Origin of the sequence: Deinococcus radiotolerans (assembly GCF_014647435.1) — a bacterium.
GTDB lineage: Bacteria > Deinococcota > Deinococci > Deinococcales > Deinococcaceae > Deinococcus > Deinococcus radiotolerans.
The window spans coordinates 109,991-135,982 of the sequence record NZ_BMPE01000003.1 but is presented as its reverse complement, the minus strand read 5'-3'; the positions used below and the strand labels follow the sequence as shown (position 1 = coordinate 135,982).

23 protein-coding genes are annotated in these 25,992 nt (G+C 71.2%); 8 read left to right on the top strand and 15 right to left on the bottom strand.

Translation table 11 applies throughout. The features are described 5' to 3' along the window. Positions 1-153 precede the first annotated feature (153 nt). Positions 154-564, bottom strand: coding sequence for a MarR family winged helix-turn-helix transcriptional regulator (locus IEY63_RS08680; RefSeq protein WP_189068615.1), 411 nt, complete (start codon positions 562-564; stop codon positions 154-156). A gap of 132 nt (positions 565-696) precedes the next feature. Here IEY63_RS08680 and IEY63_RS08675 point away from each other — a divergent pair, with 132 nt between their 5' ends. Beyond that, a complete protein-coding gene (locus tag IEY63_RS08675) occupies positions 697-1,878 on the top strand; it encodes an MFS transporter (protein WP_189068614.1) in 1,182 nt (393 codons plus the stop codon). A gap of 196 nt (positions 1,879-2,074) precedes the next feature. On the opposite strand, the gene IEY63_RS08670 is transcribed toward IEY63_RS08675, so the two are convergent. The 6 genes from IEY63_RS08670 to IEY63_RS08645 form a co-directional block, all read right to left on the bottom strand. Continuing rightward, the gene (locus tag IEY63_RS08670; protein WP_189068613.1) at positions 2,075-2,608 is read right to left on the bottom strand and encodes a DUF1440 domain-containing protein; all 534 of its coding nucleotides are present in this window, start codon (positions 2,606-2,608) and stop codon (positions 2,075-2,077) included. Positions 2,609-2,706: 98 nt separating this feature from the next. Next, on the bottom strand, positions 2,707-3,411 hold the full coding sequence (locus tag IEY63_RS08665; protein WP_189068612.1) for an alpha/beta fold hydrolase: 705 nt from the start codon (positions 3,409-3,411) through the stop codon (positions 2,707-2,709). After that, positions 3,408-4,757 carry a family 1 glycosylhydrolase gene (locus IEY63_RS08660; RefSeq protein WP_189068611.1) on the bottom strand — a complete coding sequence of 450 codons (1,350 nt, stop codon included), beginning with the start codon at positions 4,755-4,757 and terminating at the stop codon, positions 3,408-3,410. The genes IEY63_RS08665 and IEY63_RS08660 overlap by 4 nt, the downstream gene beginning before the upstream one ends. 1 nt (position 4,758) lies before the next feature. Beyond that, positions 4,759-5,955: a Gfo/Idh/MocA family protein gene (locus IEY63_RS08655; RefSeq protein ID WP_229784588.1), complete on the bottom strand. Its 1,197-nt coding sequence runs from the start codon at positions 5,953-5,955 to the stop codon at positions 4,759-4,761. Further along, entirely contained in the window at positions 5,952-7,505 is a 1,554-nt protein-coding gene (locus IEY63_RS08650; protein ID WP_189068610.1) for a GMC family oxidoreductase, read from the bottom strand. Before IEY63_RS08650 ends, IEY63_RS08655 begins: the two co-directional genes overlap by 4 nt. Beyond that, on the bottom strand, positions 7,495-8,022 hold the full coding sequence (locus tag IEY63_RS08645) for a gluconate 2-dehydrogenase subunit 3 family protein (RefSeq protein WP_189068609.1): 528 nt from the start codon (positions 8,020-8,022) through the stop codon (positions 7,495-7,497). Before IEY63_RS08645 ends, IEY63_RS08650 begins: the two co-directional genes overlap by 11 nt. Before the next feature lie 189 nt (positions 8,023-8,211). On the opposite strand from IEY63_RS08645, the gene IEY63_RS08640 reads away from it, so the two are divergent. The 3 genes from IEY63_RS08640 (at position 8,212) to glf (ending at position 12,643) form a co-directional block, all read left to right on the top strand. Next, the gene (locus IEY63_RS08640) at positions 8,212-10,191 is read left to right on the top strand and encodes a glycosyl transferase family 1 (protein ID WP_189068608.1); all 1,980 of its coding nucleotides are present in this window, start codon (positions 8,212-8,214) and stop codon (positions 10,189-10,191) included. 158 nt (positions 10,192-10,349) lie between these two features. Continuing rightward, positions 10,350-11,513: a glycosyltransferase family 1 protein gene (locus IEY63_RS08635; RefSeq protein WP_189068607.1), complete on the top strand. Its 1,164-nt coding sequence runs from the start codon at positions 10,350-10,352 to the stop codon at positions 11,511-11,513. Further along, positions 11,510-12,643, top strand: coding sequence for a UDP-galactopyranose mutase (glf, locus tag IEY63_RS08630; protein ID WP_189068606.1), 1,134 nt, complete (start codon positions 11,510-11,512; stop codon positions 12,641-12,643). The genes IEY63_RS08635 and glf overlap by 4 nt, the downstream gene beginning before the upstream one ends. Before the next feature lie 58 nt (positions 12,644-12,701). Here glf and topA read toward each other — a convergent pair whose 3' ends face one another. Beyond that, the gene (gene topA / locus IEY63_RS08625; RefSeq protein WP_189068605.1) at positions 12,702-14,738 is read right to left on the bottom strand and encodes a type I DNA topoisomerase; all 2,037 of its coding nucleotides are present in this window, start codon (positions 14,736-14,738) and stop codon (positions 12,702-12,704) included. A gap of 199 nt (positions 14,739-14,937) precedes the next feature. On the opposite strand from topA, the gene IEY63_RS08620 reads away from it, so the two are divergent. Beyond that, a complete protein-coding gene (locus IEY63_RS08620; RefSeq protein WP_189068604.1) occupies positions 14,938-15,189 on the top strand; it encodes a hypothetical protein in 252 nt (83 codons plus the stop codon). 42 nt (positions 15,190-15,231) lie between these two features. Here IEY63_RS08620 and IEY63_RS08615 read toward each other — a convergent pair whose 3' ends face one another. Beyond that, positions 15,232-15,897 carry a GntR family transcriptional regulator gene (locus IEY63_RS08615; protein WP_189068603.1) on the bottom strand — a complete coding sequence of 222 codons (666 nt, stop codon included), beginning with the start codon at positions 15,895-15,897 and terminating at the stop codon, positions 15,232-15,234. A gap of 38 nt (positions 15,898-15,935) precedes the next feature. Here IEY63_RS08615 and IEY63_RS08610 point away from each other — a divergent pair, with 38 nt between their 5' ends. The 3 genes from IEY63_RS08610 to IEY63_RS08600 all read left to right on the top strand — a co-directional run bounded on the left by IEY63_RS08610 (position 15,936) and on the right by IEY63_RS08600 (position 19,149). After that, positions 15,936-17,069 carry an ArgE/DapE family deacylase gene (locus tag IEY63_RS08610; RefSeq protein ID WP_189068602.1) on the top strand — a complete coding sequence of 378 codons (1,134 nt, stop codon included), beginning with the start codon at positions 15,936-15,938 and terminating at the stop codon, positions 17,067-17,069. A gap of 18 nt (positions 17,070-17,087) precedes the next feature. After that, positions 17,088-18,233 (top strand): diaminopropionate ammonia-lyase, encoded by a 1,146-nt coding sequence (locus tag IEY63_RS08605; protein WP_189068601.1) that lies wholly within the window; start codon positions 17,088-17,090, stop codon positions 18,231-18,233. A gap of 157 nt (positions 18,234-18,390) precedes the next feature. Next, positions 18,391-19,149, top strand: coding sequence for a DeoR/GlpR family DNA-binding transcription regulator (locus IEY63_RS08600; RefSeq protein ID WP_229784587.1), 759 nt, complete (start codon positions 18,391-18,393; stop codon positions 19,147-19,149). A gap of 70 nt (positions 19,150-19,219) precedes the next feature. Here IEY63_RS08600 and IEY63_RS08595 read toward each other — a convergent pair whose 3' ends face one another. From IEY63_RS08595 to IEY63_RS08570, 6 genes are all read right to left on the bottom strand, one after another. Then, positions 19,220-20,170, bottom strand: a complete 951-nt coding sequence (locus IEY63_RS08595) for an ABC transporter permease (RefSeq protein ID WP_229784586.1) — start codon at positions 20,168-20,170, stop codon at positions 19,220-19,222. Then, a complete protein-coding gene (locus IEY63_RS08590) occupies positions 20,157-21,665 on the bottom strand; it encodes a sugar ABC transporter ATP-binding protein (RefSeq protein WP_189068599.1) in 1,509 nt (502 codons plus the stop codon). Before IEY63_RS08590 ends, IEY63_RS08595 begins: the two co-directional genes overlap by 14 nt. A gap of 10 nt (positions 21,666-21,675) precedes the next feature. Further along, complete coding sequence (locus IEY63_RS08585) at positions 21,676-22,671, bottom strand: sugar ABC transporter substrate-binding protein (RefSeq protein WP_189068598.1); 996 nt, start codon at positions 22,669-22,671, stop codon at positions 21,676-21,678. 12 nt (positions 22,672-22,683) lie between these two features. Next, positions 22,684-23,553, bottom strand: a complete 870-nt coding sequence (locus tag IEY63_RS08580; protein WP_189068597.1) for a PfkB family carbohydrate kinase — start codon at positions 23,551-23,553, stop codon at positions 22,684-22,686. Beyond that, positions 23,546-24,511: a sugar phosphate isomerase/epimerase family protein gene (locus IEY63_RS08575; RefSeq protein ID WP_189068596.1), complete on the bottom strand. Its 966-nt coding sequence runs from the start codon at positions 24,509-24,511 to the stop codon at positions 23,546-23,548. Before IEY63_RS08575 ends, IEY63_RS08580 begins: the two co-directional genes overlap by 8 nt. Positions 24,512-24,842: 331 nt before the next feature. Further along, the gene (locus IEY63_RS08570) at positions 24,843-25,979 is read right to left on the bottom strand and encodes an NADH-dependent flavin oxidoreductase (protein ID WP_189068595.1); all 1,137 of its coding nucleotides are present in this window, start codon (positions 25,977-25,979) and stop codon (positions 24,843-24,845) included. Positions 25,980-25,992 lie beyond the last annotated feature (13 nt).

Below are 25,992 nucleotides of genomic sequence, written 5' to 3'. Positions count from 1 at the left end.
CTGGGGTGCAAGGCGACCAGCGGCGTGACCAACCTGCGGAGCGCCGCCTGTACCTCGCCCTGCTGCGGTCCTGGGGCAAATCAACGGACCGTGCCGCTCTGGTCTGGGCTCGGCCAGTCGTGCGGGCCATGGCGACCCAGGTGATCAGTAGATTCAGGAGGACGGCGCTTCGGCGTGCGGGTCTGGTGTGGTGGGCGTCCACAGGGTGGCCAGGGTCTGCTGGAGGGTCTGGCGGGCGCGGCTGAGTTTCTGGAGGCCGGCGGGGGTGATCTCGGTGTACACGCCGCGGCGGTCGGTGGGGCACATGTAGCGGGCCAGCAGGCCGCAGTCCTGCGCTTCAAGCCGGGCGACGAGGCGGGTGGTGGCGCTCTGGGAGAGGCCGGCGAGGTCGGCGAGGACCTGCATGCGGTGGTGGTGGTCGTGTTTGGCTTCCAGCGCGGCGAGGACGCGGTATTCGCTGAGGCTGAGGTCGTGGTGGGTGTTCAGGGCGTGTTCGAGGGCGCGGCTGATGGTCTGCCACTCGTGGTCGAGGGTCTGCCAGCGGGTTTCGAGGTCGGTGGTCATGTGGCTCCAGGGTGGGGGTTGACAGTGTGGACCTTCAAGTCTAATTTACTTGCAGATGCAAGCATTGCTTGTGCAAATACTCTAGCAGCCCTGAGCCCTCGCGGCTGCCTCACCCCATTCCAGGAGACCCCCATGCCCCCAGCCCTGCTCGCCCTGGCCATCAGCGCCTTCGCCATCGGCACCACCGAATTCGTCATCGTCGGCCTGCTCAACACCATCGCCGCCGACCTGCACGTCAGCGTTCCCAGCGCCGGACTCCTCGTCAGCGGCTACGCCCTGGGCGTCGCCATCGGCGCGCCGGTCCTCACTGCCCTGACCGGCCGCCTCCCCCGTCGCCACCTGCTCCTCGGCCTGATGGCCCTCTTCACCGCCGCCAACGTCGCCGCCGCCCTGTCCGGCACCTACGCCCTCCTGATGACCGCCCGCATCCTCAGCGCCCTGGCACACGGCGTGTTCTTCAGCGTCGGCAGCACCATCGCCGCCGGCCTCGTTGCCCCCGAAAAACGCGCCAGCGCCATCGCCACCATGTTCGCGGGCCTGACCCTCGCCACCGCCATCGGCGTCCCCGTCGGCACCTGGGTCGGCCAGGAACTCGGCTGGCGCGCCACCTTCTGGATCATTACCGCCCTGGGCGTCGTCTCCCTGATTGCCACCGCCGCCCTGCTGCCCCGCACCCTCCCCCGTGGGGAAGTCACCACCCTGACCCAGCAGGCCCGCGTGCTCGTCCACCCCCGCCTTCTGCTCGTGTTCGCCATGACCGCCCTCGGATACGGCGGCACCTTCGTCACCTTCACGTACCTCGGCAGCGTCCTGGAAACCATCAGCGGCTTCAGCGCGGGCATGGTCAGCGTCCTGCTGCTCGTGTACGGCGTCGCCATCGCCATCGGCAACGTCATCGGCGGGAAGATGGCCGACCGCGACCCCGTCCGGGCGCTGACCACGCTGTTCCTCGCGCAGGCGCTCGTGCTGCTCGCCTTCACCTTCACCGCCCCGCACCCCGTCCTCGCCGTGATCACCCTGTTCCTGATGGGCGCCCTGGCCTTCGCGAACGTCCCGGGCCTACAGGTGTACGTCGTGCAGCTCGCGCAACACTTCACGCCCGGCGGCGTGGACGTCGCCAGCGCCCTGAACATCGCCGCGTTCAACCTCGGCATTGCCGCGGGTGCCTTCATCGGTGGGCTGGTCGTCAGCAGCGCCCTGGGCCTGGCCGCCACTCCCTGGATCGGCGCGCTGTTCGTCGCAGGCGGCCTGCTCCTGACCCTGCTCAGCGTCCGCCTCGACCGCCACGCCCCGGCCCTGCACGCCGCCGACTGAACCAGCCGACCGGCCGGACCCTGGACAGATTCATTAATTGCTGTGCCGACCGTACAGAGAGCAGGCGGCCGCCCGGGGGTATGCCCGGGCGGCCGCTCTGTGCTTCCCCTACTGCGGCAAACAGGTGCGGCCTTCGCCGTACCGCCTGTTCACTGGCCAGCCGGTTCAGCTCGCACTGGCCCTGGGCACGCTGGACCTATTCGGTGGGGTCAAGGGCGGTGAGGCCCCGGCGGGTCAGGTCGGTGGTTAGGCCGAAGGCGAGGTGCGATCCGGCCTCCCACAGGACGGCCGCGAGGGGCAGCTGCCACGGCCACGCCTGGAAGCCGGTGGCGGGCACGGCGGTCGCGTGGGTGAGGCCGTACATGACCGCGCCGGCGGGCACGCCGGCCCCCCAGGAGACGCGGGGGTTGGCGGCGGCCAGCGCGCCGTACGCGGCGCCGAGGGCGGCGCCCATGGCGTAGTGAATGACCTGCTGCGCTTCCAGCTTCTCCTTCTTGCTGATGTCGTGTCCGGTGGCGTCGGCGGCGGCCTGGATCATCTCGGCGGGTGGCATGTGATCCTGACGGCCGATCGGGTCGGCGCCCGTCATCTTCTTCTCGGCTGGGGTGGGCGGGAAGTGGTGTTCGGTCAGCCGCTGGAGTGGCGGCTCGACCTGAGCCTTCACGAAGGCTCCGGCCAGTCCGGCGACCGCGCCGATCAGCGCGCCTTTGAGGATCTCGTTTCGACTCATAGGGGCAGAGTACCGGGCGCCCGCGCGGGCCAGACGGCGTGTAAAGGGGGGCTCAACGGTCGGTGGGGAAACGCAATTGGGTGCGGTCCTACGGCAGGTTAGGCGCCCGCGTCCCGCAGGGCGGCCAGCACCAGGTCCGGCCGTTCCAGCGGCAGGAGGTGCCCGCTGCCGCTGACCGGCCGCGCCTGCGCGTGGGGCAGGCGGGCCAGCACCTCGCGGCGGATCACGTCCGGGCGGATCGCGGGGTCATCCTCGGAGAAGAGGACCGTGACGGGCGGCCGCAGGTCCGTGGTGAGCGCGTGAATATCCTCGCGGCTGCCGACGTCCGGCCAGGCCACCCAGGCGTCCGGACTGGCACGCTGACCGTCGCGGATCAGCTGGGCCAAGTCCTGGTCCTCCAGCGGCTGCCGGGTGATCTGCGCGTACTGCCGCCGCAGGGCCGCGGCGTCGCCGTGAGCGGCGCGCAGGGCGGCGCGTCCCTCGTCCGGCATGGGTTCCGGGGTGGGCGGAGAGGGCGCGACCAGGATCAGCCGGGCCACGCGGTCCGGCCAGCGGGCCGCCACGAGCAGGGCGACCTTGCCGCCCATAGAGTGCCCGACCAGCGTGACGGGCGGCCGGTCCCGCAGGTACCCGGCCAGGGCGGCGGCCATGTCCGCCGTGCCCTGACCCGGCTGGCCCTGCGCGGCCGCCCTCCCAAAGCCCGGCAGGTCCGGGGTGAGGGCGCCGCGCAGCCCGGCCACCACGGGCCGCCACATGTGGCTGGACGTGCCGAAGCCGTGCACGAGGACGGCAGGGCCCGTCACCGCTGGACTTTCAGCGAGGCGGGCTCGCCGCTGAGTTCGAAGATCTCCCCGAGGGGTGCCAGGGCGATCTGCCCGAACTGCTCCAGAAGACTGCGGTAGGCGCCTTCCACGGGGCGGGGACGGCGGGCCAGGTCGTACAGGCCGACCGGGTTGACGCGGCCGTTGTGCTCGGCCAGCGCGGTGTCCCAGTCGATCTGGTCCGTCAGGGAGTACCACGTGAAGCCCAGCACGGGGACGCCCTCGCGCCGCAGTTGCAGGACGTGCATCCACTGTTTCCACATCCAGGCGGGGTTGCGTTCCGCGTCGAAGGTATTGGTCTCGGTGTGCATGACCGGGTGCCGGTAGCGTTCGAACAGGCGGCGCATCAAGGTGCGCCAGCCCAGAATGTCCTCCGCGCCGACCTCCGTGCGGTCGGGCAGGACGATGCGTTCGTTGCGGCCGTAGTAGTCGCTGCCGATCACCTGATGCCCGGGCTGCTTGCCCGCCATGAACCAGTCGTACTCGTCGGCGCGCAGGCCGTGGGCGCGGATGTGACGGTACACGTCCGCGTCGGGTGGATGGGCGTACAGCAGGTCCATGGACAGGCAGCTGAGCTTGTTGTGCAGCGTGATGTCCTCGCGCGGCTCGGCCTGCGCGTCGTGCAGGAACTCGGCACTCTCGGACTGCACGATGACCGCGTCGGGCCGTTCCCGCACGATCGCGTGGCAGGCCAGAATACTGGCAGCCGCCGCGTGCTTCAGCGCCGTGATGAAGGCCCGCTGCGAGCGCAGCCGCTCGTTCCACAGGCCGTCCAGACCGCTGAAGCGGGCCGTGACGTAGATCTCGTTGACGGGCGTGAAGAAGCGCACCCAGCTGTAGCGGCGGGCCACCTCGCCCGCGTACGCAGCGAAGTGCACGGGCAGCTCCGGGTTCTGGTAGTCACCCAGCCAGTCGGGCAGCCCGAAGTGCATCAGGTCCAGGATGGGCGTGATGCCGCGCGCACGCAGGCCGCCCATCAGTTCGTCCGCGCGCGCCCAGTCGTACTCGCCGGGGCCGGTGCAGATCTCATGGAACGCCAGGCCGTAGCGGAGGTACTGGATACCCAGGCCCTGCACGAGGTCGAAATCCTGCTCCCAGTGTTCGTAGTGACCGCATTCGCGCAGCTGGTCGCGCCGCACGCCGCCCGCGATCTTCGGGTACGAGCATTCGATGCCGGTGGCGAACATGAAGTTGCGGGGGCTGCCGTTCGGGCGGCCCTGACCGGTCGCGCCGCGCGCGCCGCCGAACTCGTCACCCGCGTAGATCTTCTGCCCGCCGACTTTGACCTTCAGCCGCTCGGCGGTGGTGAGGAAACTCAGGGGCGGCATGTCAGGCGCGCTCCATGAGGGGCCGCTCGGGCGGCGCGCCGCGGAACACGTCCCGTCCCGGGTGTTCGTCCAGGGGCACCGGGCGCCCCTCGCGGGCACTCTGGTAGATCGCGGCCATGATGCGTTCGTCCTGCAGGCCCTCCTCGCCGGGCGTGAAGGGACCGCGGCGTTCCTGGATGCAGCGGGAGAAGTGATCGATTTCCAGCGTGAACTGGTCACTCTCCTTCAGGCGGTGTTCGGTGATGGTGTCGGGCGTGTGCACCCGCAGGCGCAGGTCTGTGTAGTCGAAGGCCGGGTCGAGGCTGAGGCGGCCCTGGGCGCCGTACACGTCCAGGGTGCGGGCGTGGGCCGCGCCGTACGAGCACGAGCAGCTCACGAGGACGCCACCCGGGAAGGCCAGCTGGAAGCTGACGCTCTCCTCGACCTCCGTGAAGCGCGGGTCGCCGGGCGTGCTGTGGGTGCGGGCCGTGACCTCAAGGGGCTCGGTGCCCAGCAGGAAGCGGACAGTGTTGATGCAGTACAGGCCCACATCCAGCAGGCTGCCGCCCCCGGCCAGGTCCCGCCGGAGGCGCCACTGCCCCTCGTCGGGTTCCACCTGGACGTTCACGGCGTGAATGAGTTTCACGGCGCCCAGCTCGCCGCTCTGCACGAGGTCGCGGGCGCGCCAGTGAACGGGCGTGTACTGACAGCGGTACGCGGTCATCAGGTACACCCCGGCGCCACGGCAGGCGCGGACCATCGCCTCGGCGTCCTCCACGCTGCCCGCCAGGGGTTTCTCGCACAGGACGTGCTTGCCGATGCGGGCGGCCCGCTCGGTGTACTCGCGGTGCAGGGTGTTGGGCAGCACGATGTACACCGCCTGCACGTCGTCCCGCCCGGCCAGCGCCTCGAAGGTGTCGTAGGAGTACGCGTCCGCCTCACTCAGGCCGTACGCCAGGGCCGACTGCACGGCCTTGTCATGATCGTCACTGACCACGGCCGCCAGGCGCGAGCGGCCGGCGGTGGCGTACGCGGGCAGCAGTTCATCCAGGGTCAGTTCCCCCAGACCCAGCACGGCGTACCCGACCTGCTGCGCGCGCGGCTGCGGAAGGGTCGGCGGGATGGGCGGCTCGGTGCTGGTCTGGCCTTCAGGTGTGTGTGTTGCGGCAGTCCCGGCCAGCGTGTCCGGGCCGGGTCGGTGGGGGTCAGAGGGGGTCACGCGGTCTCCTTGAGGTGGGTGATCAGGGCGTCGGCGGTGCGCAGGCTCAGCGCCATCTGCGTCAGGGCCGGGTTGACGGCCAGGGCACTGGGGAAGGTGGAGTTGTCGCAGATCCACAGGCCCGGCGTGTCGTGCGCGCGGCCCACAGGGTCGATCACGCTGCTGGAAGGGTCCTCGCCCATGCGGGCAGTGCCGATGGTGTGCGCGGCGCGCGGCAGCGCCCACACGTCCCGCGCCCCGGCGCGCGCCCACAGGTCCCGCATGAGGGCCTCGGCGTGGGCGCTCATGCGCCTTTCGTTCTCGCCGAACGTGAAGTGCACGCGCGGCTTGGGCAGCCCCCGGGCGTCCAGTTCATCCGAGAGTTCCAGGTAGTTGTGCGCGTAGGGCAGGCAGTCGCCCAGGACGTTGATGCCCGCCACGTGGTTGTAGCGGCTCAGGTGGTCGATCAGCGCGGGCCCCCACGTGCCGGTGCCGCGCGCGAACTGCGTGGCGTACGTGACGGGCATCACGCCCAGGGACTGAAGCAGGTACCCGCCCACCACGCCGTCGACGCGGTGCGTGTCCTCGCTGATCAGCCCGCCGGGAATGCCCTTGTAGGGGCGCAGGTCGTCCTCGACGAGGCCCCACACCTGCACGCCCACGTGCGCCATGAAGTTCCGGCCCACCTGCCCGGACGAGTTCGCGAGGTTCTGCCGCAGCAGCAGCCGGGGCGTTTCAATCGCGCCGGCCGCCAGGACGACCGTGCCGGCCTCCAGCGTCTCCTCGCGGCCCGCACGGACGAACCGCGCGCCGCGCACCCGGCCGCTGGCGTCCGTGAGCAGGGCCGTGACCTGCGCGCCGTCCACGATGACGGCCCCGTGCTGCTCGGCCAGCGCGAGGTACGTCACGTCCAGGCTGGCCTTCGCGCCGGTCGAGCAGCCCGCCTGGCAGAAGCCGCGGTTCGTGCAGGCAGGCCGCACGCCGAACCCCGCCTGCTCCTGCGGGCGGCTCAGGGCGGCGTTCGCCGCGGGGCTGGTGCGCAGGCCGACCTCCGCGCAGGCGCGTTCCATCAGCCGGGCCGCGCCGTTCAGGGGCAGCGGCGGGTGCCGGTACGGCGTGGTGCGCGGCCCGCCCCACGGATACTCGGCGGGACCGGACACGCCAATAAACTGCTCGACCTCGTCGTAGTAGGGTTCAAGCTCGTCGTACCCGAAGGGCCAGTCCACGCCCTGGCCGGTGTCGCGGCGCAGCGTGAAGTCGTCCGGGTGGGCGCGCGGGGTGTACGCCGTGAAGTGCAGCGTGCTGCCGCCCACGCCCCGGCCGGAATTGTTGCGCCCGAAGCCCACCGGGTCGCCGCCCGCCGCGAGGCGCTCATCCATCCAGAACAGGCCCGCCTGCGCGACCTCGTCCGTGGCGATCCCGCCGGGCGGGTGGCGCTCCCCGGCTTCCAGCGCCACGACCCGCAGGCCCGCCTGGGCCAGCCGCGCCAGGAGCGGCGCGCCGCCAGCACCGGTGCCGATGACCAGCACGTCCGGCGCTGCGGGGAGGGCCCCGCGCGACTCAGCGGCCATACTGCGCCTCCCGGTCTTCCAGTTCGTTCGGCCCGACCTGCGGCCAGCCGGGCGCGTCCATGAAGCCCGCGTACCCGAAGCGGTAGCTCGTCAGGGGGTGCGACACGAAGCCCTCGACCAGTTCAGCCAGCAGGTCCTCGAACGCGCGGGGCAGGCGGGTCTGGACGGCGCGCAGCGCCTCATCCTGCGCGCCGGGCGCCAGCGTGGCAAAGTCAGCCGGGAGGGCCGCCAGCAGGGCGCGGTAGGCGTCGCCGTCCGGGAGGCTGTCCGCGTACCGCCAGCCGTCCGTGCGGCCCGCGTGCAGGCGGTCGTCCACGAGTCCAGCCAGGTCCAGCTCGGCCGGGTCGTGCGGCACGAGGCGCACGGCGGCCGCGCGCAGCTGCCCGAACTCGGCGGGCGTGAAGTACTGCCGATCGTAGCGGGCGTTTAAGCGGGCCAGCAGCGCCGCGCGGGTGGGGGGCGTCACCGCAGGGCCGCGCAGGGCCGCCTCGACCGCCGCGCGGTCATCAGTGCTCATGCAGTTCGTCCAGTGCTGGGGTGCAGGTCATGGCGGTCAGCGTAGGCGCGGTTCTTGGCGTGCAGATGCAACGTTTCCCACCAAGCTCATCCATAACCGCGGGCCCTGAGGCCTTCCTAAAGAAACGGTGTTGGCCGGCGCGGCGCGCGCCGCAGTGTCGCCTTACAGGTGCGTGCAATGCTGGGCGCCGTGTCATCCACCCTGCTGCCCTCCTTTTTCCTGGGAGGCTTTGAATGCAGCGCCCACCGCCGGCCCTCGGGCCGCCGGGTGGACGTGATCGACGCGACCCGGCACGATCACTTCGCCGCAGAGGACTACGCCCGCCTGCGCGCCGCGGGCCTGCTCGGCGCGCGCGACGGGCTGCGCTGGCCGCTCATTGAACGCCAGCCCGGCACTTTCGACTTCTCGTCCGCGCAGGCGCAGGTGCAGGCCGCGCAGGACTCGGGCGTGCAGGTCATCTGGGACCTGCTGCACTACGGCGTGCCGGACCACGTGGACGTGTTCGCGCCGGACTTCCCCGCCCGGTTTGCCCGGTACGCGCGTGAGTGCGCCGCCTACCTGGGGCACGCGGCGCAGGCGTCGCCGCTGCACCCGCCCACACCGGTGTGGCTGTGCCCCATCAACGAACTGTCCTTTTTTGCCTGGGCGGGCGGCGAGGTCGGGTACCTCAACCCGTTCGCGCGGGATCAGGGTGCGCGGCTCAAGCGGGCGCTGGTCCGGGCGGTCCTGGCGGGCATGGACGCCGCGCGTGACGTGCTGCCCACCGCGCGCTTCCTGCACGCCGAGCCGCTCATTCACGTGGCGCCCGACCCGCAGCGGCCCGCGGAGGACCTGACCGCCCGGGCCATGCACGAGGCGCAGTTCGAGGCGCTGGACATGCTCAGCGGCCGGCTGAACCCGGAACTGGGCGGCCACCCCCGCTACCTGGACGTCATCGGCGCGAACTTCTACCCGTACAACCAGTGGCGGCATCACCCCGAGCATGAGCAGCGCGAGGTGCTGCCGCCCGAGCACGCCGCGTACCGGCCCCTGTCGGCGCTGCTGGCCGAACTGCACGCCCGGTACGGCCGCCCCCTGCTGGTCGCTGAGACCGGCGCCGAGGATGACGCGCGCGCGCCGTGGTTCCGGCGGGTGGCGGCCGAGGCGCTGCAGGCGCGCGCCCAGGGCGTGCCGGTGCACGGCGTGTGCCTGTACCCGGTCGTGAACCACCCGGGCTGGGACGACGACCGCCACTGTCACAACGGCCTGTGGGACTACCCGGACCGGGACGGGTACCGCCCGGTGCACGCGCCGCTGCTGGACGCCCTGCGGGACGCCCAGGTGCAGGAGCAGCAGAGCCGGGACGAGCAGGCGCGCGGGGCCGAGCTGACCGCCGACCCGGACCGCCACCTGGCCGCGGCACTGGCGGATCTCAGCGCGGCCAGGGGCGGCACTCTGGATCAGGCCGCCGTGACCCTGCGGCGCGCCGGGCTGACCGGACTGGCGGGTCAGGGGTCCGAACAGGACCGCCTCCGGACGCTGCGCCTGGTGGGCCGCGCGCACCTGGAGGCCGCCCAGTGGTTGGGGCGCCAGTGGCCGTGCGGCCTGCCAGACGCCCGGAGCGGCCCTGGCGGCCAGCCAGCGACGGCTGAACTGGCTGCGGCAGGGCGCGGCACACCGGCCCCGGGGGGCACCGCGGCCAGCCTGCGGGTGTCCGGGCCTGCCGGTCGTCCTGACGCCCCACTGGCGGATCAGGTCACCGGGGACGCGGCGGTGCTGGCCCTGCGGGGACTGGCGGCGCGACTGGGCGCGGCCGATGACGTGACCGAGCAGGTCCGGGGGCAGCTGCGCGCGCAGGCCGTCCCGGCGCACGACCCGGCCGTGGGGAGGCTGGCGCGGGCGGTGGCGGCGCAGGAGGGCGCCTGGCAGGCCGTTCTGGCCGCCGCGAGGGGCATGCCGGACCGGGCGCCGCAGGACACGCTGGCCGCCGTGGCCGTGGCCGAGCAGCTGACCGGTGAGGCGGCGGGGCGCGCCAGGCAGCTGGTTGCCGGTCTGGAACCTGGCGCTCAGGACCCGGGCCGCGCGTTGGGGACCCTCGCACAGTGGTTACTGCACCGTGGACCGCTGGGAGCGACCGACCTGCTGTGGGACGAAGCGCGCGTCCAGGGCAGGCCTGAAACCTCAACCTGAACGCGACCTTCACACACCCGGCCCGCTGTCGTCATTCGGCACCAATGGCTACGTTTGCACCAGAACGGCAGAGCTAGAGTCCGGGAAATTCCGCCTCCACCCGGCGACGCCAGCTCCTCTGCGCGCTGGCGCCCGCTTGACCCTTTTCAGGAGGCTCCATGAGTCGCATCACCCAGCCGGCCCTGCTTGTTCTGTCCCACCTCCGCTGGAATTTCGTGTTCCAGCGGCCCCAGCATCTGATGACGCAGGCCGCCGCCGACCGCGCCGTCTATTTCATCGAGGAACCCATCTTCGGCCAGCACGACGATCACCTGGACGTGCAGGAGGTCCAGCCGAACGTGCACGTGTGCGTGCCGCACATCGAGATCGGGCACTCACCGGCCGAGTCGCAGGCCCGCACGGCGCGGCTGCTGCGGAACCTCGTGCAGGAGGCGGGCGTGCAGGAGTACGACCTGTGGGTGTACACGCCCATGGAATACCCGGTCGCGGCCCTGCTGCGCCCCCGCCTGACGGTGTACGACTGCATGGATGAACTCAGCCTGTTCCGTGGCGCGCCGCCCGAACTGCGCGTGCGGGAGGCGGCGCTCCTGGACCGCGCGGACGTGGTCTTCACCGGCGGGCACCGCCTGTACGAGGCCAAGCGCGAGCAGCATCCGAACGCGCATCCCTTCCCGTCCAGCGTGGACACCGCGCACTTTCACGCGGCGCGCACCGATCTGGATGACCCGGCAGCGCAGCGGGACCTGCCCCGCCCGCGCCTGGGGTTCGCCGGGGTGATTGATGAGCGGCTGGACACCGCGCTGCTGGGCGACCTGGCCGCGCGGCACCCGGAGTGGCAGATCGTGATGATCGGCCCGGTCGTGAAGATCAGCCCGGAGGACCTGCCGCAGGCGCCCAACCTGCACTACGTCGGCATGCAGGCGTACGCGGACCTGCCGGCGTTCATGGCGCACTGGGACGCTGGGTTGCTGCCCTTCGCGCACAATGACGCCACGACGTTCATCTCGCCGACCAAGACCCCCGAGTACCTCGCGGCGGGCCTGCCGGTCGTGTCGACCGGCATCCGCGACGTGATCCGGCCGTACGGGCAGCAGGACCTCGTGCGGGTCGCGGACGGCGCCGAGGCGTTCAGTGCCGCGTGCGGCGCCGCCCTGGCCGAGGCGGGCACGCCCGGCGGCGAGGACCGGCGCGCGCGGGCAGACGCGTACCTGAGCACGCTCTCGTGGGGCAGGACGTGGGCGGACATGCAGCGGCAGCTGGATGCGGCCGCGCAGGTCCGGGCCGAGCGGGCAGCCGCAGCGGTCCGTTCGGGGCGCGCGTGAGCCCGGAGGCCGGGCCAGCCGCTGAGCCATACGATTACCTGATTGTCGGCGCGGGGTTCGCGGGCAGCGTGCTGGCCGAGCAGCTGCGCAGCGCGGGCTGCCGGGTGCTGGTCGTGGAGCGCCGCGCCCACGTCGGCGGGAACGCCTATGACACCTACGATGACGCGGGCGTCCTGATTCACCCGTACGGGCCGCACATCTTCCACACGAACTCGGCGGACGTGTTCGCGTACCTCTCGCGCTTCACCGAGTGGCGGCCCTACGAGCACCGCGTGCGGGCCAGCGTGGACGGGCAGCTCGTCCCGATGCCCATCAACCTCGACACCGTGAACGCCCTGTACGGCCTGAACCTCACGTCCTTTGAACTGGAGGAATTCTTCGCGTCCCGCGCGGAACCGGTCGAGCAGGTGCGCACCAGCGAGGACGTGGTCGTGTCCAAGATCGGGCGTGATCTGTACCGCAAGTTCTTCCAGGGGTACACCCACAAGCAGTGGGGGCTTGATCCCAGCGAGCTGGATGCCAGCGTCACCGCGCGCGTGCCCACCCGCACCACCCGCGACGACCGGTACTTCACGGACACGTACCAGGCGATGCCCCGGCACGGGTACACGCGGCTGTTCCAGAACCTCCTGCGCGGCATTCCCGTGCTGCTGAACACCGATTACCGCGAGGTCCTGCCGGTCATCGCGCACCGGCACCTGATCTACACCGGGCCGGTCGACGCGTTCTTCGATCACTGTTACGGGCCTCTCCCCTACCGCAGCCTGCGCTTCCAGCACGAGACGCATCCCGTGGCGCAGTTCCAGCCGACGGGCACGGTCAACTACCCCAACGATTACGCGTACACCCGCGTCAGTGAGTTCAAGCACATCACCGGGCAGGAGCACGCGCAGACCAGCGTGGTGTACGAGTTCCCGCAGGCGCAGGGCGACCCGTACTACCCGGTGCCGCGCCCGGAGAACGCCGAACTGTACCGCCGCTATGAGGCCCTGGCGCGCACCCGGACGGACGTGACCTTCGTGGGCCGCCTGGCCACGTACCGGTACTACAACATGGATCAGGTGGTCGCGCAGGCCCTGACGACCGCGCGCCGCCTCCTGAGCCGCGAGGAGGCGGCCCCGGTGACCTGACAGGTGCAGGGCGGGTGGAGTCCGGCGGGGCGTCCGACTGGGCCCCGCCGCTCCCGTATCAGGAGTCCCCGGTGCGGCTGGTCTTGCCCGCCTTCTTGGGCCGTTTCGTGCCCCGACTGGCCCTGCTGCCCTTGACGGTCCCCCGGCTACCGCGCGGCCGCCCCGTCTTCCTGGCGGTCCAGGTGCCGCTCAGGATCGCGTCGGTCTGATCGGCGTCCAGGTCAGCGGGAATCACGTCCGGGGGTAGTGGTACGCTCTGCCCGGCGCGCACCAGGTGCGGGCCGCTGCTGGTTGCGCGCAGCCGCGTGGCGTCCAGGTGCGGCAGGGGCAGGTTCGGCGCGTCCCGCGACGCCTTGCGGATCGTCTGCGCGAGACCGTCGGTCCAGAAGCGCGTCAGGTACGCGATCCGCGTGACGCCCCCGGCTGCCACGTCATCCAGTCCGGCCTCCATGGTCGCCGTGAAGTCCTTCTGCATGACTTCCGGCACCTGCCGGGCGAGGTACGTGGTGACGAGCAGACCCACCGCGGTCACGCTCAGGTGACGGCCGGACAGCCGGACGTACTCGCGGGTCTGGAGGGTGCTGAGCGTCTGCGCGTACGTGCTGGGCCGCCCGATGCCCGCCTTTTCCATGGCCTGCACGAGCGTCGCCTCGGTGAAGCGGGTCGGGGCGGACGTCTTTTTCCCCTCGGGCGGGCGGGCCTTCAGCGGCACCCGCTGGCCCTGCTGGAGGGCCGGGAGGCGCTGGTCTTCCTTGTCGTCCTCCTCATCCTGAAGGAGGTGCAGGTACCCGGCTTCCTTGAGCACGCGGCCCTGCGCGCTGAGGGTGGCGGCGCCGCACGTGAGGGTCACGTCTGTCCTGTCGAACACGGCGTCGTGCATCTGGGAGGCGACGGTGCGCTGGTAGATCAGCGTGTACACCGCCAGGTCGTCGCCGCTCAGGCCGACGCTGTCCGGGGCGCGCCAGGTGGTCCCGGCGGGCCGGATCGCCTCGTGCGCCTCCTGAGCGTTCTTGTTGCGGGTGGCGTACTGCCGGGGCTGGGCGGGAACGGCGGCCGGGCCGAACAGCCGCGTGGCCTCCCGGCGCGCTTCGGTCAGCGCCTCGTCCGACAGGGCCGGGGAGTCGGTGCGCATGTACGTGATGTACCCGCCCTCGTACAGCCGCTGGGCGGTGTCCATGACCTGTTTGGCGCTGAGGTTCAGCCGCCCGCCCGCTTGCTGCAGGGTGCTGGTGATGAAGGGCGGCGCGGGGCGCGAGCGGGTCTCGGTGACCTCCACACGGGTCACGGTGGCGTCCTTGCCGTCCAGGTAGGCGCTCAGGGCGCGGGCCTGGTCGTCGGTCATCTCCAGGACGTGCACGCCGGGTTTCAGCACGCCGTCCTGCGTGTAGTCGCTGGCGCGCGCGACGGGCAGGCCCTGGGGGTGCTCGCTGCTGCGGACGTGCGTGACGGTCGCCGTGAATTTCGGGCGGGTCAGGACTTCCGCGCGGATCGCCCAGAAGGTCGCGGGGCGAAAGCGCATGCGGGCCATTTCTCGCTGCGCGAGGAGCATCAGCGCCGCGCTCTGCACGCGCCCCGCGCTGAGTTTGCCGCCCACGCTGCCCCACAGCAGCGGGCTCACCTGGTACCCCACCAGCCGGTCAATGACCCGCCGGGCCTCCTGCGCCGCCACGAGGTGCAGGTCCAGCGGCCGCGTGGCCTTCAGCGCGGCCTGAATGGCCTCGCGGGTGATCTCGGTGAACACCATGCGGGTGGGCTGCTCAACCTTCAGCAGGCGGCTGAGGTGGTACGAGATGGCCTCGCCCTCGCGGTCCATGTCGGACGCGAACAGGACCCGCTCGGCCTTCGCCGCCAGCTGCTGAAGGTCCCGCACGGTGGCGCGCTTGGCGGCCGGCACGACGTAGATGGGCGTGAAGGTCTGCGGGTTGACGCCCAGGTTCGCCCAGGGTTGTGCCCGGTACCGCTCGGGAATCTCAGCCTTGCTGCCCGGCAGGTCCCGCACGTGCCCGAGCGAGGCGCGCACCACGAACCCGTCGCCCAGCAGGCCCGCGATCTTGCGGGCCTTGGCGGGACTTTCGACAATCACGAGGGTCGCCATGCCCCCAGGGTAGCGCCGGGCCGCGCGGCGGACCGGTCATCACGCCGGATTTCCGCACCGGCGCTGGCCGCCCGGATGGGCCACTCCGGGGCGCACCTGAACGGCCCTTGAGCCAACCCGGGGACAGCCCTCCGAGTCCCTCTTGACCGGGGCCGCGCGGGCAGATCCGGGCGAGCCGGGGAGCCGGTAGGGTGCGGGCATGCGCCCCGCCGACCTGACTGCCGCCGAGATGGCTGACGTGCTGACCGTCCTGTACCTCGTGGACCGCGGGGAGGAGGTGGAGGCGGTGGACGGCGCGGTGCGGGCGACCCTGGCGGATCACCTGAGGCGCCACGACGGCGTGCGGGACGACGTGTGGGCGGCGTGGCAGGACGTGCTGCGCGACGCCGGTGAGGACCTGGGCGCCGCCGAGTACTGGCTGGACGTGGAGTTCATCGACGAGTCCGCCTGAAGATCAAGGGGATGCCGCTCCTGGGCGACTCAGGCGTGGTGGTCAGCGCGGCCTGTTCAGGAGGCGCTGGAGGCTGCCCTGCCAGTTGGCCCTGAGCGCCATCACCGCCTGATCCGTCTGGCCGTGGTGCAGGGCGGTGATGATGAGGTCGTGTTCCGCCACGGACGCCTGCCCGGCGCTGGCGGCGTCGAAGTAGGCGCGTTCGATGCGCCGCAGTTTGCGTTTCAGGCCGTGCAGGGTCTGCTGGAGGGCCTGATTCCCGGACCGGGTGATCCAGACGGCGTGGAAGGCGACGTCGGCAGCCACGGCGGCTCCGGCGTCGCGGCGCTCGGTGGCCTGGGCCAGCTGCTGGTTGGCGGCCCGCAGGAGGGTCAGGTCGGCGGGGGTCAGGTGGGCCGCGGCGAGGCGCAGGGCGAGTTCCTCGAGCGCCTCGACCACCGGGTAGAGCTCGGTGGCCTGGCCGGGGTGCAGGGGGGCGACGCGGGTCCAGCGGTTGAGGGCCGTCTCGATCAGGCCCTCGTCCTCCAGGCGGCGCAGGGCTTCGCGGACCGGGGTGCGGCTGACGCCGAGCTGCTCGGCGATGTCCTGGTCGCGCAGGGGCTCCTCTGGGTGCAGGGTGCCGTCGATGATCCAGGTGCTGAGCTGCGCGTAGACGTCCTCGCGCGCCAGAGAGCGGGGCCGTTGGGGAGCCGTGGGGGGGATCGGCATGGGTACCATCAAGTGTAACTGATATGTAATATATCAGTATGGCTGAAGCCCTCACCGGTCTGCTGGCAGATCTCGTCCGCGTGAACTCCGTCAATCCGTCCCTGGTTCCCGGCAGCCCCGGCGAGGCGGACCTGGCCCAGTTCATCCGGGCGTGGCTCTCCACCCACGGCGTCCCCTCAGAGACCGTCGAGGCCGCTCCCGGCCGGCCCAGCGTCCTGGCCCGCGTCCCCGGCACAGGCGGAGGCCGCTCCCTTATCCTCAATGCCCACCTCGACACGGTCGGCACGGACGGCATGACCGCTCCCTTCACGCCGCGCGTCCACGGTGGCCGCCTGTACGGCCGGGGCGCGTACGACATGAAGGCCGGACTGGCCGCCTGCCTCCTGACGCTGCTGGACGTGCGCAGCGACCGGCTGCGGGGCGACGTGATCCTGGCCGCCGTGGCCGATGAGGAACACGCCAGCCTGGGCATGCAGGCCGTGCTGGAGCGGGTCACGGCGGACGCCGCGATCGTCACGGAACCCACCGAACTGCGCGTCGCCGTAGCGCATAAGGGATTCACCTGGCACGAGATCATCACGCAGGGCCGCGCCGCGCACGGGTCCCGCCCGGACCTCGGCGTGGACGCCATTGCCCATATGGGCCGCGTGCTGGGCCAGCTGGAGGCGCTGGGGCGGGAGCTGGGGCAGCGGCCGCCGCATCCGCTGCTCGGGCACGGCAGCGTTCACGCCTCCCTGATCAGCGGGGGGCAGGAACTGTCCAGCTACCCGGAGCGCTGCACGCTGCTCGTGGAGCGCCGCACCCTGCCGGGCGAGACGCCCGAGGCGGTCACGCAGGAGATCACGGCCCGCCTGAGCGCCCTGGCGGCCGATCCTGACTTCCACGCGGAGCACCGCCTCACCCTGGCGCGCGACGCGTTCGGGATCGCGCCGGACGCCCCCATCGTGCAGAGCCTTCAGGCCGCCGCGACCCACGTGCTGGGCCAGCGCCCGGCCGTGATCGGACAGAGCTTCTGGATGGATTCCGCGCTGCTGGCCGCCGCCGGGATTCCCACCGTCATCTTCGGGCCGTGTGGCGGCGGCGCCCACGCCACCGAGGAGTGGGTGGACCTCTCTTCTGCGGAGCAGTGCCGGCAGACCCTGACCGCCACCGTCCGCTCGTTCTGCGCCTGACCCTTCAAGGAGCCCTTGATGACCCCTGCCCCCCCGTACCTGAACCCGGCCCCCCCCATGACCGTCACGTCCGCCCTGGACCCGGAGGTGCTGGCCTTCCACCGGCGCCTGCCCGGGTACGCCCCCACGCCCCTCGTGGCGGCGCCGCACCTGGCGGCCGCCCTGGGCGTGCGGGCCGCCTGGGTGAAGGATGAAGCGCGGCGCCTGGACCTGCCCGCGTACAAGATTCTCGGCGCGTCCTGGGCGGTGTACCGTGAACTGGACACCCGCTTCGACCCGTTCGGCCCGTGGACCACGCTGGAGGACCTGGCCGCGCGCCTGCGCCCCCAGCGGCCCCTGACGCTGGTCACCGCAACCGACGGGAATCACGGGCGGGCGGTGGCGCGCGTGGCCCGCTGGCTGGGCCTGGCCGCGCATATTCTCGTGCCGGACGACATGGCCCCGGCCCGCATTCACGCGATTGAATCCGAGGGCGCGCAGGTCGAGGTGGTGCGCGGCACGTACGACGAGGCGGTCGAGGCGGCCTCCCTCCGGGCCGGGGACCGGCACGTGGTGATCAGTGACACCGCCTGGGACGGGTACACGCGGGTGCCGGGGTGGGTGGTGGAGGGGTACAGCACCATCTTCCGGGAGGTGGATCAACAGCTGGCTGAGCTGGGCGCGCCGCAGCCGGACGTCATGGCCGTGCAGATGGGAGTGGGGTCGCTGGCCATGGCGGCCGTGCAGCACTACCGCGCTCCGGGCCGGGCCACCCGGGTGGTCGGCGTGGAGCCTGCCCGTGCCGCCTGCGTCCTGGCCTCCCTGAGGGCCGGGCAGCTGACGGAGGTGCCGGGCCCGCACGTGTCGATCATGGCGGGCCTGAACTGCGGGAAGACCTCCCCCCTGGCCTGGCCATTCCTGCGGGGGGGCCTGAGCGCCGCGGCGGCGATCTCCGATGCGCAGGCGGAGGCGGCCATGCGCCTGCTGGCCCGGGACGGCGTCCAGTCGGGTGAAAGTGGCGCGGCCGGGGCGGGCGGCCTGCTGAGTCTGCTGCCGGGTGACGCCGGGGTCCGGGCGCACCTGGGGTTGACGCCGGCGTCTTCCGTGCTGGTGCTCTCGACCGAGGGGGCCACGGACCCGGCGGCCTACGCCCGCATCGTTCACGGGTCGGCGGCCAGCGGCTGAGGTGCGGCGGGCCGGCGGCCGTTCCCTGAGTCCGCTGGCGGCTTCGACGCTGGGGTCACTGCGCCCGGCGGGGCCACGTTGACGGGAGGACAGCCCGACATGATTGTTTCTGCACGTTTGCCCTGAATTCGATCACGGCAGAGCGTATACTGACCGCATGCTGTTACCGCTCGAGCGTCAGGAACGCATCCTCAGTTTGCTCGAAATTCACGACAAGCTCCTCACGCAGCAGATTGCCGACGAGGTCGGCGCGTCCCTCGCAACCGTCCGGCGCGACCTGACTGAACTGTCCGAGCGGGGCCTCGTGGCCCGCACGCACGGCGGCATCATGCGCGCCCGCCTGAGCCTCACGCAGGAACCGGCCTTCGCCGCCAAGGCGGCACGCATGCGCCACGAGAAGGCCGCAATCGCGCTGCGCGCCTCGCAGGAAATCCCGAACGGTGCGACCGTCATTCTCGACGCGGGCACCACCATGCAGGAGGTCGCGCGCTGCCTGGCTGGGCGGCCCATCACGGCCATCACGCTGGACCTGCCCGCCGCGCAGACCCTGGCCGTGGGCGAGACGGAGGTGCTGCTGCTGGGCGGCCGGGTGCGCAGCAACAGCTTCAGCATCACCGGCCCCTGGACCGAGGCGTACCTGCGGGACCTGCACGCGGACGTGTACCTGATGGGCGCGCACGCCGTCGATGAACGCGGCGTGTCCAACGCGGGCCTGGAGGAAGCGGTGGTTAAGCGGCTGGCCATTGCCGCGAGTGCCCGCACGGTCCTGCTGGCCGATCACACCAAGTTCGGCGCGCGGGCCATGGCGCAGGTGTGCCCGCTGGATCAGGTGCAGCAGATCATCACGGACGCCGGGGCCGCCGACCTGCCCTGGCTGCGCACCGCCGGGCCCGAGCTGGTACTCGCGGCCCCCTGACGGGCCGGGGGGACACCGGACAGCAGCGCCGGCTGGCACCAGGGCCTCCCGGTGCCAGCCGACGCGCGCGTTACTCGCCGCGGGTGTAGCGGTCGATGACCATCGCCCCGATGATGATCAGGCCGGTCGCGAGCATCTGGTAGAACGCCTGCACGTTCAGCAGCGTCAGGACATTCTGGAGCATGCTCAGCAGCAGCGCGCCCAGCAGCGCCCCCACGATGTTGCCCTTCCCGCCCGAGAGGCTGGCGCCGCCCACGACCGCCGCTGCAATCGCGTTGAGTTCCCAGCCGTTCCCGAGGATGGGTTCGGCCGCGCCCAGCTGCGCAACCAGCACCAGCGCCGCCACGGCGGCCATCACGCCGGAGATCACGTACGTCAGGGTGGTGTAGCGGCTGACGTTGATGCCGCTCAGGCGCACCGCCTCGGCGTTGCCCCCGATGGCCAGGATGTACTGCCCGGTTTTCGTGTAGCGCAGCAGCAGGCTGCCCAGGATCACGAGCAGCACCGCGATCACGAGCGGCATGGGCAGGCCCGCCACCGTGCCGCCCAGCGCCTGCTTGAACCCGTCGGGCATGGACAGGATCGGCTGACCATTCGTGTACGACAGCGCCAGGCCGCGGTAGAAGGTCATGGTACCCAGCGTGACGATGAAGGGCGCGAGTTTCACGCGGGTCACGAGCAGCCCGTTGATCAGCCCGGCGAGGGCGCCCACGGCCAGCGCGATCAGCACGGCCAGCAGGGCCGGCGTGCCGCGCTGCATGAGGTCCGCGCCGATCACAGCGGCGAGCGCGGCGACCGACCCGACACTCAGGTCGATGCCGCCCGTAATGATCACGTACGTCAGGCCGATGGCGACCACCGTGTTAATCGCGGCGCTCAGGCCGATGCCGCTGATGACGTTGTCCACCGTGAAGAACGACGGCACCGTGAAGCTGAAGATCAGCGCGCCGAGCAGCAGCACCGCCAGGATGCCCGCCTCGCGCACCTGCTGAAGAACGTTGGGCCGTTTAGTCGCTTGCATCTGCGTAACCTGTTGCATCGGCGTTCGCTCCTGTCGCCAGCGCGAGGATGCGTTCCTCGCTGGCCTCCTGCCTTGAGAGTTCTCCCGCGACGCGCCCGCCGCGCATGACGAGCACACGGTCACTCAGGCGCAGCACCTCGGGCAGTTCCGACGAGACCATCAGCACCGCCACGCCCTGCGCCGCGAGTTCGTCCAGCAGCGCGTAGAGGTCGGCCTTGCTGGCCACGTCGATCCCGCGGGTGGGTTCGTCGATGAGCAGCAGCGTGCAGCCAGCGGCCAGCCAGCGCGCCAGGATGACCTTCTGCTGGTTGCCACCCGACAGGCGCCGGATGATCTGCTGCGGGTTGGCGGGCCGCACGCGCAGCCGCTCCATGAGCGGCTCGACCACGGCGCGGCTCTCGCGCGCCCCCAGGCCCACCTTGCCCTTGGCCCAGCTGGTGAGCAGCAGGTTCAGGCTGACCGGGGCGTCCGGGACGATGCCCTGCTGGCGGCGATCCTCGGCGATGAAGCCCACGCCGCGGCGCATCAGGCGGTCCGGCGAGCGGCGCGCCAGCGCCTCCCCGTCGAGGTGGACGGTGCCGGTCACGCCGCCGTCCGCGCCGTAGACGGCGCGCAGCACGTCGGTGCGGCCCGAGCCGATCAGGCCCGCCAGCGTGACAATCTCCCCGGCGCACACCTGGAACGTCACGTCCTCGAACACGCCACGGCGCGTCAGGCCCCGCACGTCCAGCCGCACGTCCCCGAGGGGCCGGGGCGCCTGACCGTGCAGCGCCGGAATGTCCCGGCCGACCATCATCGACACCAGCTGCTCGCGGGTCACGGCCCGCTGGTCCACGGTGGCGATGTGCTGGCCGTCGCGCAGCACAGTCACGCGGTCGGCCAGGGCCTCGATCTCGTCGAAGTGGTGACTGACGTACACGATGCCCACGCCGCGCGCGGTCAGGGTGCGGATCACGCCGTACAGCGCCTCGATCTCCTGCATGGCGAGGCTGGAGGTCGGCTCGTCCATGATGATCACCCGGGCCTGGAGCGCCAGGGCGCGGGCGATCTCCACCATCTGCTGCTGCGCGATGGTCAGCTGCCGCACCGGTCGGCGGGGGTCTACCTGCAGCCCGACCTGGTCCAGGTACGGCCGGGCGCGGTCATTCAGGTGGCGGTAGTTCAGCCAGGGGCCCTGCCCTTCCTGCCCGAGCAGCACGTTCTGCGCGACACTCAGTTCAGGCACGAGCGCGAGCTCCTGGTGGATCATGGCGACGCCGTGCCGCTGCGCGTCGCGGGGACCGCGGAAGGTGACCTCCTGGCCGTCCACCCGCAGGACGCCGCTGTCCGCCTGGTAGATCCCGAACAGGGTTTTGAGCAGGGTGGACTTGCCGGCCCCGTTCTCGCCCAGCAGGGCGTGCACCTCGCCCGGCTCGACGCTGAAGGACACGCCCTGCAGCACGGTCACGCCGCTGAAGGCTTTGCGGATGTCGTGGGCGGACAGGAGTGCGGTCACGGGCAGCTCCTTACTTGAACTGCTCGTACTGCTTGTAATTGGCTTTCGTGACCAGCGCCTGGGGCGTGGCGATCACGCGCGGCAGTTTCTGCCCGGCCAGCAGGCGCACCGTGACTTCCATGGCGACCTCGCCCGTCAGGACCGGGAAGGAGTCCACGGTGCCGGTCAGTTCGCCCTTCTTGATGCTGTCGTAGGCGGCGTTGATGCCGTCCGTGCCGAAGACCAGGGTCTTGCCGAGTCGCCCGGCGGACTTCACGGCTTCGACCACGCCGAGGGCCATGGTGTCGTTGTTGGCGTAGAACGCGGTCAGGTCCGGGTTCTTGCGCAGGATGTCACGGGCGACGTTGAAGGCCTGCTGCCGGTCCCAGTTGGCGGGCACGCTGGCCACGATCTTGAACTTGCTCTTGGCGAGGGTGTCCTTGAAGCCGCCGGTGCGCTGGCCCGCGGCGTACACGCCGGGCTGGCCCTCGATCACGGCGACCTTACCGCCTGCGGGGAATGTCTTGATGAGGTACTCGGCGACGCTGACGCCGTTCTGGCGCTGGATGTTGCCGACGAAGTGTGGGGTGGTGGACACGAGCGCGTCGTTCACGTTGATGGTGAGCAGCTGGCGGTCCTTGGCGCGCTGCACGCCGGGCAGCAGGTTCGCGTCCGTCTGCGGCGAGAGCAGGAACGCCTTGTAGCCCTTGCCCATCATGGTGTTCATCATGCTGAGCTGCCCGATCTGGTCACTCTCGTTGCTGGGAGCCTGCGCGTCGACCTGCACGCCGTACTTGCGCGCGCCATTCTGGTAGCCCTTGCGCAGCAGCTGCCAGTACTCGTTGGACAGCGCCTTCATCACGCCGCCGATGCGGGTGTCGGCCGGGAGTTTGGGGACGGGGCCGAACTTGGCGGTCAGCTGCGTGGAGTCGATGCGGTCTTTTTCCGCGTCCGGGGAGAAGGTGGCGGCCGCGGCGAGCGGGGCGGTGAGGGCCAGGGTCAGGGTCAGAACAGTCCGGTTGCGCATGAGTGTGCTCCTTTAACGGTGAGGCTGAAGTTCGGTGTGAAGTTCGGCTTTGTGGAGGGTCTGCACGAAGGTGGCGGCAGCGGCGCTGGCGGCGCTCAGGGCGTCCGGGAGGGCGCGGCCCTGCGCGAGGTGCGCGGCGAGGGTGCCCACGAAGCGGTCGCCGGCCCCGTGGGTGGACTGCGCCTGCACGCGGGGGGCGGGCTGGCGGTGGCGGAGGTGGCCGCGCGCGTAGTGGGCGGCGCCGTCCGCTCCGAGGGTGACGGTGACGCTGGGATGGTCGAAGGGAAGGGTCTGGGCGTGCGGGTCGACCGGCCGGCCCAGCCAGGCGGCGGCCTCGACCGCGTTGACGATCACGTGATCGGCCAGGGGCAGCAGGGCGCGGTAGTCCTCGCGCCAGGGCGCGGCGTTGAGCAGGGTGGGAATGCCGCGGCGGCGGGCGGCCTCCAGAACGGCGCTCAGGGTGTCCGGCGGCGTCTCCCACTGGCAGAGGACCAGGGCGGGCGGCGTGTCCAGCGCGGCGGTGACGGCGGCTGGCGTGAGGTCGGTGTTGGCGGCGGGCGCGATGATGCCCATGTTCTCGCCGGCCGCGTCGATCAGGGCGACGCTGCTGCCGGTCGCCTGGGTCGCGGACTCGCTGAGGACCACGCTGACGCCCCGGGCGGTCAGGAGGGCGCGGGCCTGTTCGCCGTCCCGGTCCCGGCCGACGCAGGCCACCAGCCGGGTCGGATGCTGCTGCGCGCTGGCCACGGCCTGGTTGGCGCCCTTGCCGCCCAGTTGCGTCCAGGTGTCCAGCGAGACGATGGTCTCGCCGGGCTGGGGGAAGGCGGCCACGCTCACCATGCGGTCAAGGTGAATGCTGCCCACCACCAGGACGTCAGACATGCACCCGCTCCGGGATGAGCAGCTGTTCGATCACGCGGGTCACGGTGAAGGGGTCGTGGGTGGTGCTGGGCGGCGTGGTGGCCACGACCTCCCGGGCCATCCCGAGCAAACGCTCAGAGATGCGGATGTTCCACTCACATTCACGCACCGGGTCCTCACGGACGGGGAAGGTGTCGAAGTAGATCGATCCGGCGTAGCCGTGCCGCAGCAGCGTCACGAGCAGTTCCACCGTCGTGACCAGCGAGGCCGTGCCCACCATCATGCCGTCGTCCTGCTGGCCGTAGCCGTCGTTGAGGTGCACGCCGAACAGTTTGCCGCGTCCCAGGGCCAGCCCCGCCACCTTCGGCGGGTGCTCGTTGGCCATCAGGGTGTGGCAGTAGTCGAGCACGACGCCCAGGTTGTCGGCGTCCACGGCACTGACCGCCAGCAGCGTCTCGCCCATGTTGGCCAGCAGCGAGTGCTTGCGGGGTTCGCGCGGCTTGTACTCGATGCCGATCCGGACCGCCGGGTTGTGCGCTGCGATCCGCGCGAACGCCGCCACGGTGTCGTCGAACATGCGGGCGTACTCGTCCTGGAAGGGGTAGTCGAAGCCGTCGTACCCGGGCCAGACGATGATGTCCTGTCCACCCAGCTCGACGCAGGCGTCCACGGCGCGGCACGTCAGGTCGATGGCGGCCTGCCGCACGCGGGCGTCCGGGTGGGTGAAGCCGCCGTCCCCGAAGTCCTCTGCCGGGAAGCGGATGTTCAGGCTGTCGAGCGTGAGCCCGGCGTCGCCCAGAAACTGGCGAACCTCGGCCAGGGTCGTGTCGGCGAAGTGCTCGGGGTAGTTCATGCTCAGCGAGTTGAGGCCCTGAATCTGGGTGGCGCGGCGCAGCAGATCGAGGGTGGTGATCCGGCCCGGCGGGAAGTACAGCTCCGGTCTGGACCTGAGTGAATTGAGGCGGGTGGCGTACTGCATGCACTCCTCCATGGCATCGCTCTCGGTTGAGCGTGTCTGATTGATTTCCTCTTCGTGCCATGAGTATGCGCACAAACAATCAATCATGTCAACACTCGATCAGCAACGCTCACAAAGGCGCCTCCCTTCAGCACCCGGCCGTTCCACCCCACGCAGCGGCCGCCACCGCCCAGGACCAGAAGCGCCAGCCACACCCCACAAGACGGGCGCCGCCCGGCACTCGCGTGGAGTGCCGGGCGGCGCAGGGCCTCAGCGAGGCGTCTGATTGTTTGTTCCCTGGCGCGGCGGGCCTGCGCGGGAACCGCAGGCTCAGCCGGTCATGGTCGCCGGGTCAGGCGTGAGCTTCGGCGGGTGTGACGAGGCGGTCTTTGAGCATGAATCCGGTCAGGACGCCCCACATGGGTTCCGGAAGCGTGAGGGCGTCGCGGTCGGCAGGCGTGAAGGTGGTGCGCAGGTCGTTGGCGCGGCCAGCCTGCACTTTCTGAACCCATTCCGGGTCAAGCAGCAGGGCGCGCCCCAGGGCCACGAAGGTCGCACCCAGGTCCAGGGCGCGCTGGGCGTCTGCTGGCGTCCAGATGTTGCCCACGCCGATCAGGGGCGTGTCACCCAGGTGCTCGGCAATCTGCTGGAGGCGGGTGCGGTCGGGGTCGCCGCCGCGGCGGGGGGTGGCGTCGTACTCGTGCAGAGACACGTGCACGTAGTCGAGGTGGCGTTCGCGCAGCGCGTCCAGCAGCGCGAAGGTGTCGTGCATGGTCAGGCCCTGATCCTGCGGTTCCTCGGGCGAGAACCGGTACCCGATCAGGAACGGCTGGGGGGCCTGGGCGCGGGCCCGCTGGACCTCGTCAATGATGGCCAGCGGGAACGCGAGCCGCTTTTCGGGAGTGCCGCCCCACTGGTCCTCGCGGCGGTTGCTGTGCGCGGAAACGAACTGCTGGATCAGGTAGCCGTTGGCGCCGTGGATTTCCACGCCGTCGAAACCGGCGTCAATGGCGCGGCGGGTGGCGTGGCCGAAGTCCCGGACGATGGCGGCCACCTCGTCGCTGCTCAGCGCGCGGACCGGCACGTGGGCGCGGTGCGCCTGGGTGGACGGGACGTCGCTGGCGGAGGTGACGTCTCCACCCACCAGTTCGGGCGGGGCGTTGTGTCCGGCGTGGAAGATCTGGAGCACGGCGCGGGCGCCGGCGGCCTTGATGCGTCCGGCGAGGGCGCGCAGGCTGTCGAGGCGGCCGTCGTGTTCAGCGCCGAACTGGCCGGGGAAGCCTTTGCCGCCCGGGGTGACGTAGGCGACCGCCGTGATGACCAGGCCGACGCCAGCGGAACGCCGGGCGATGTAGTCGAGTTCCGCGGCGGAAACGTTGTCGTCCGGGTCGGCGGAGGTGGTGGTCATGGGCGCCAGCGCCAGGCGGTTACGGACCTGCACGCCGCTGCGGAAGGTGTAGGGCTCGAAGAGGGCAGACACGTCAGACATGCCCGCCACCATA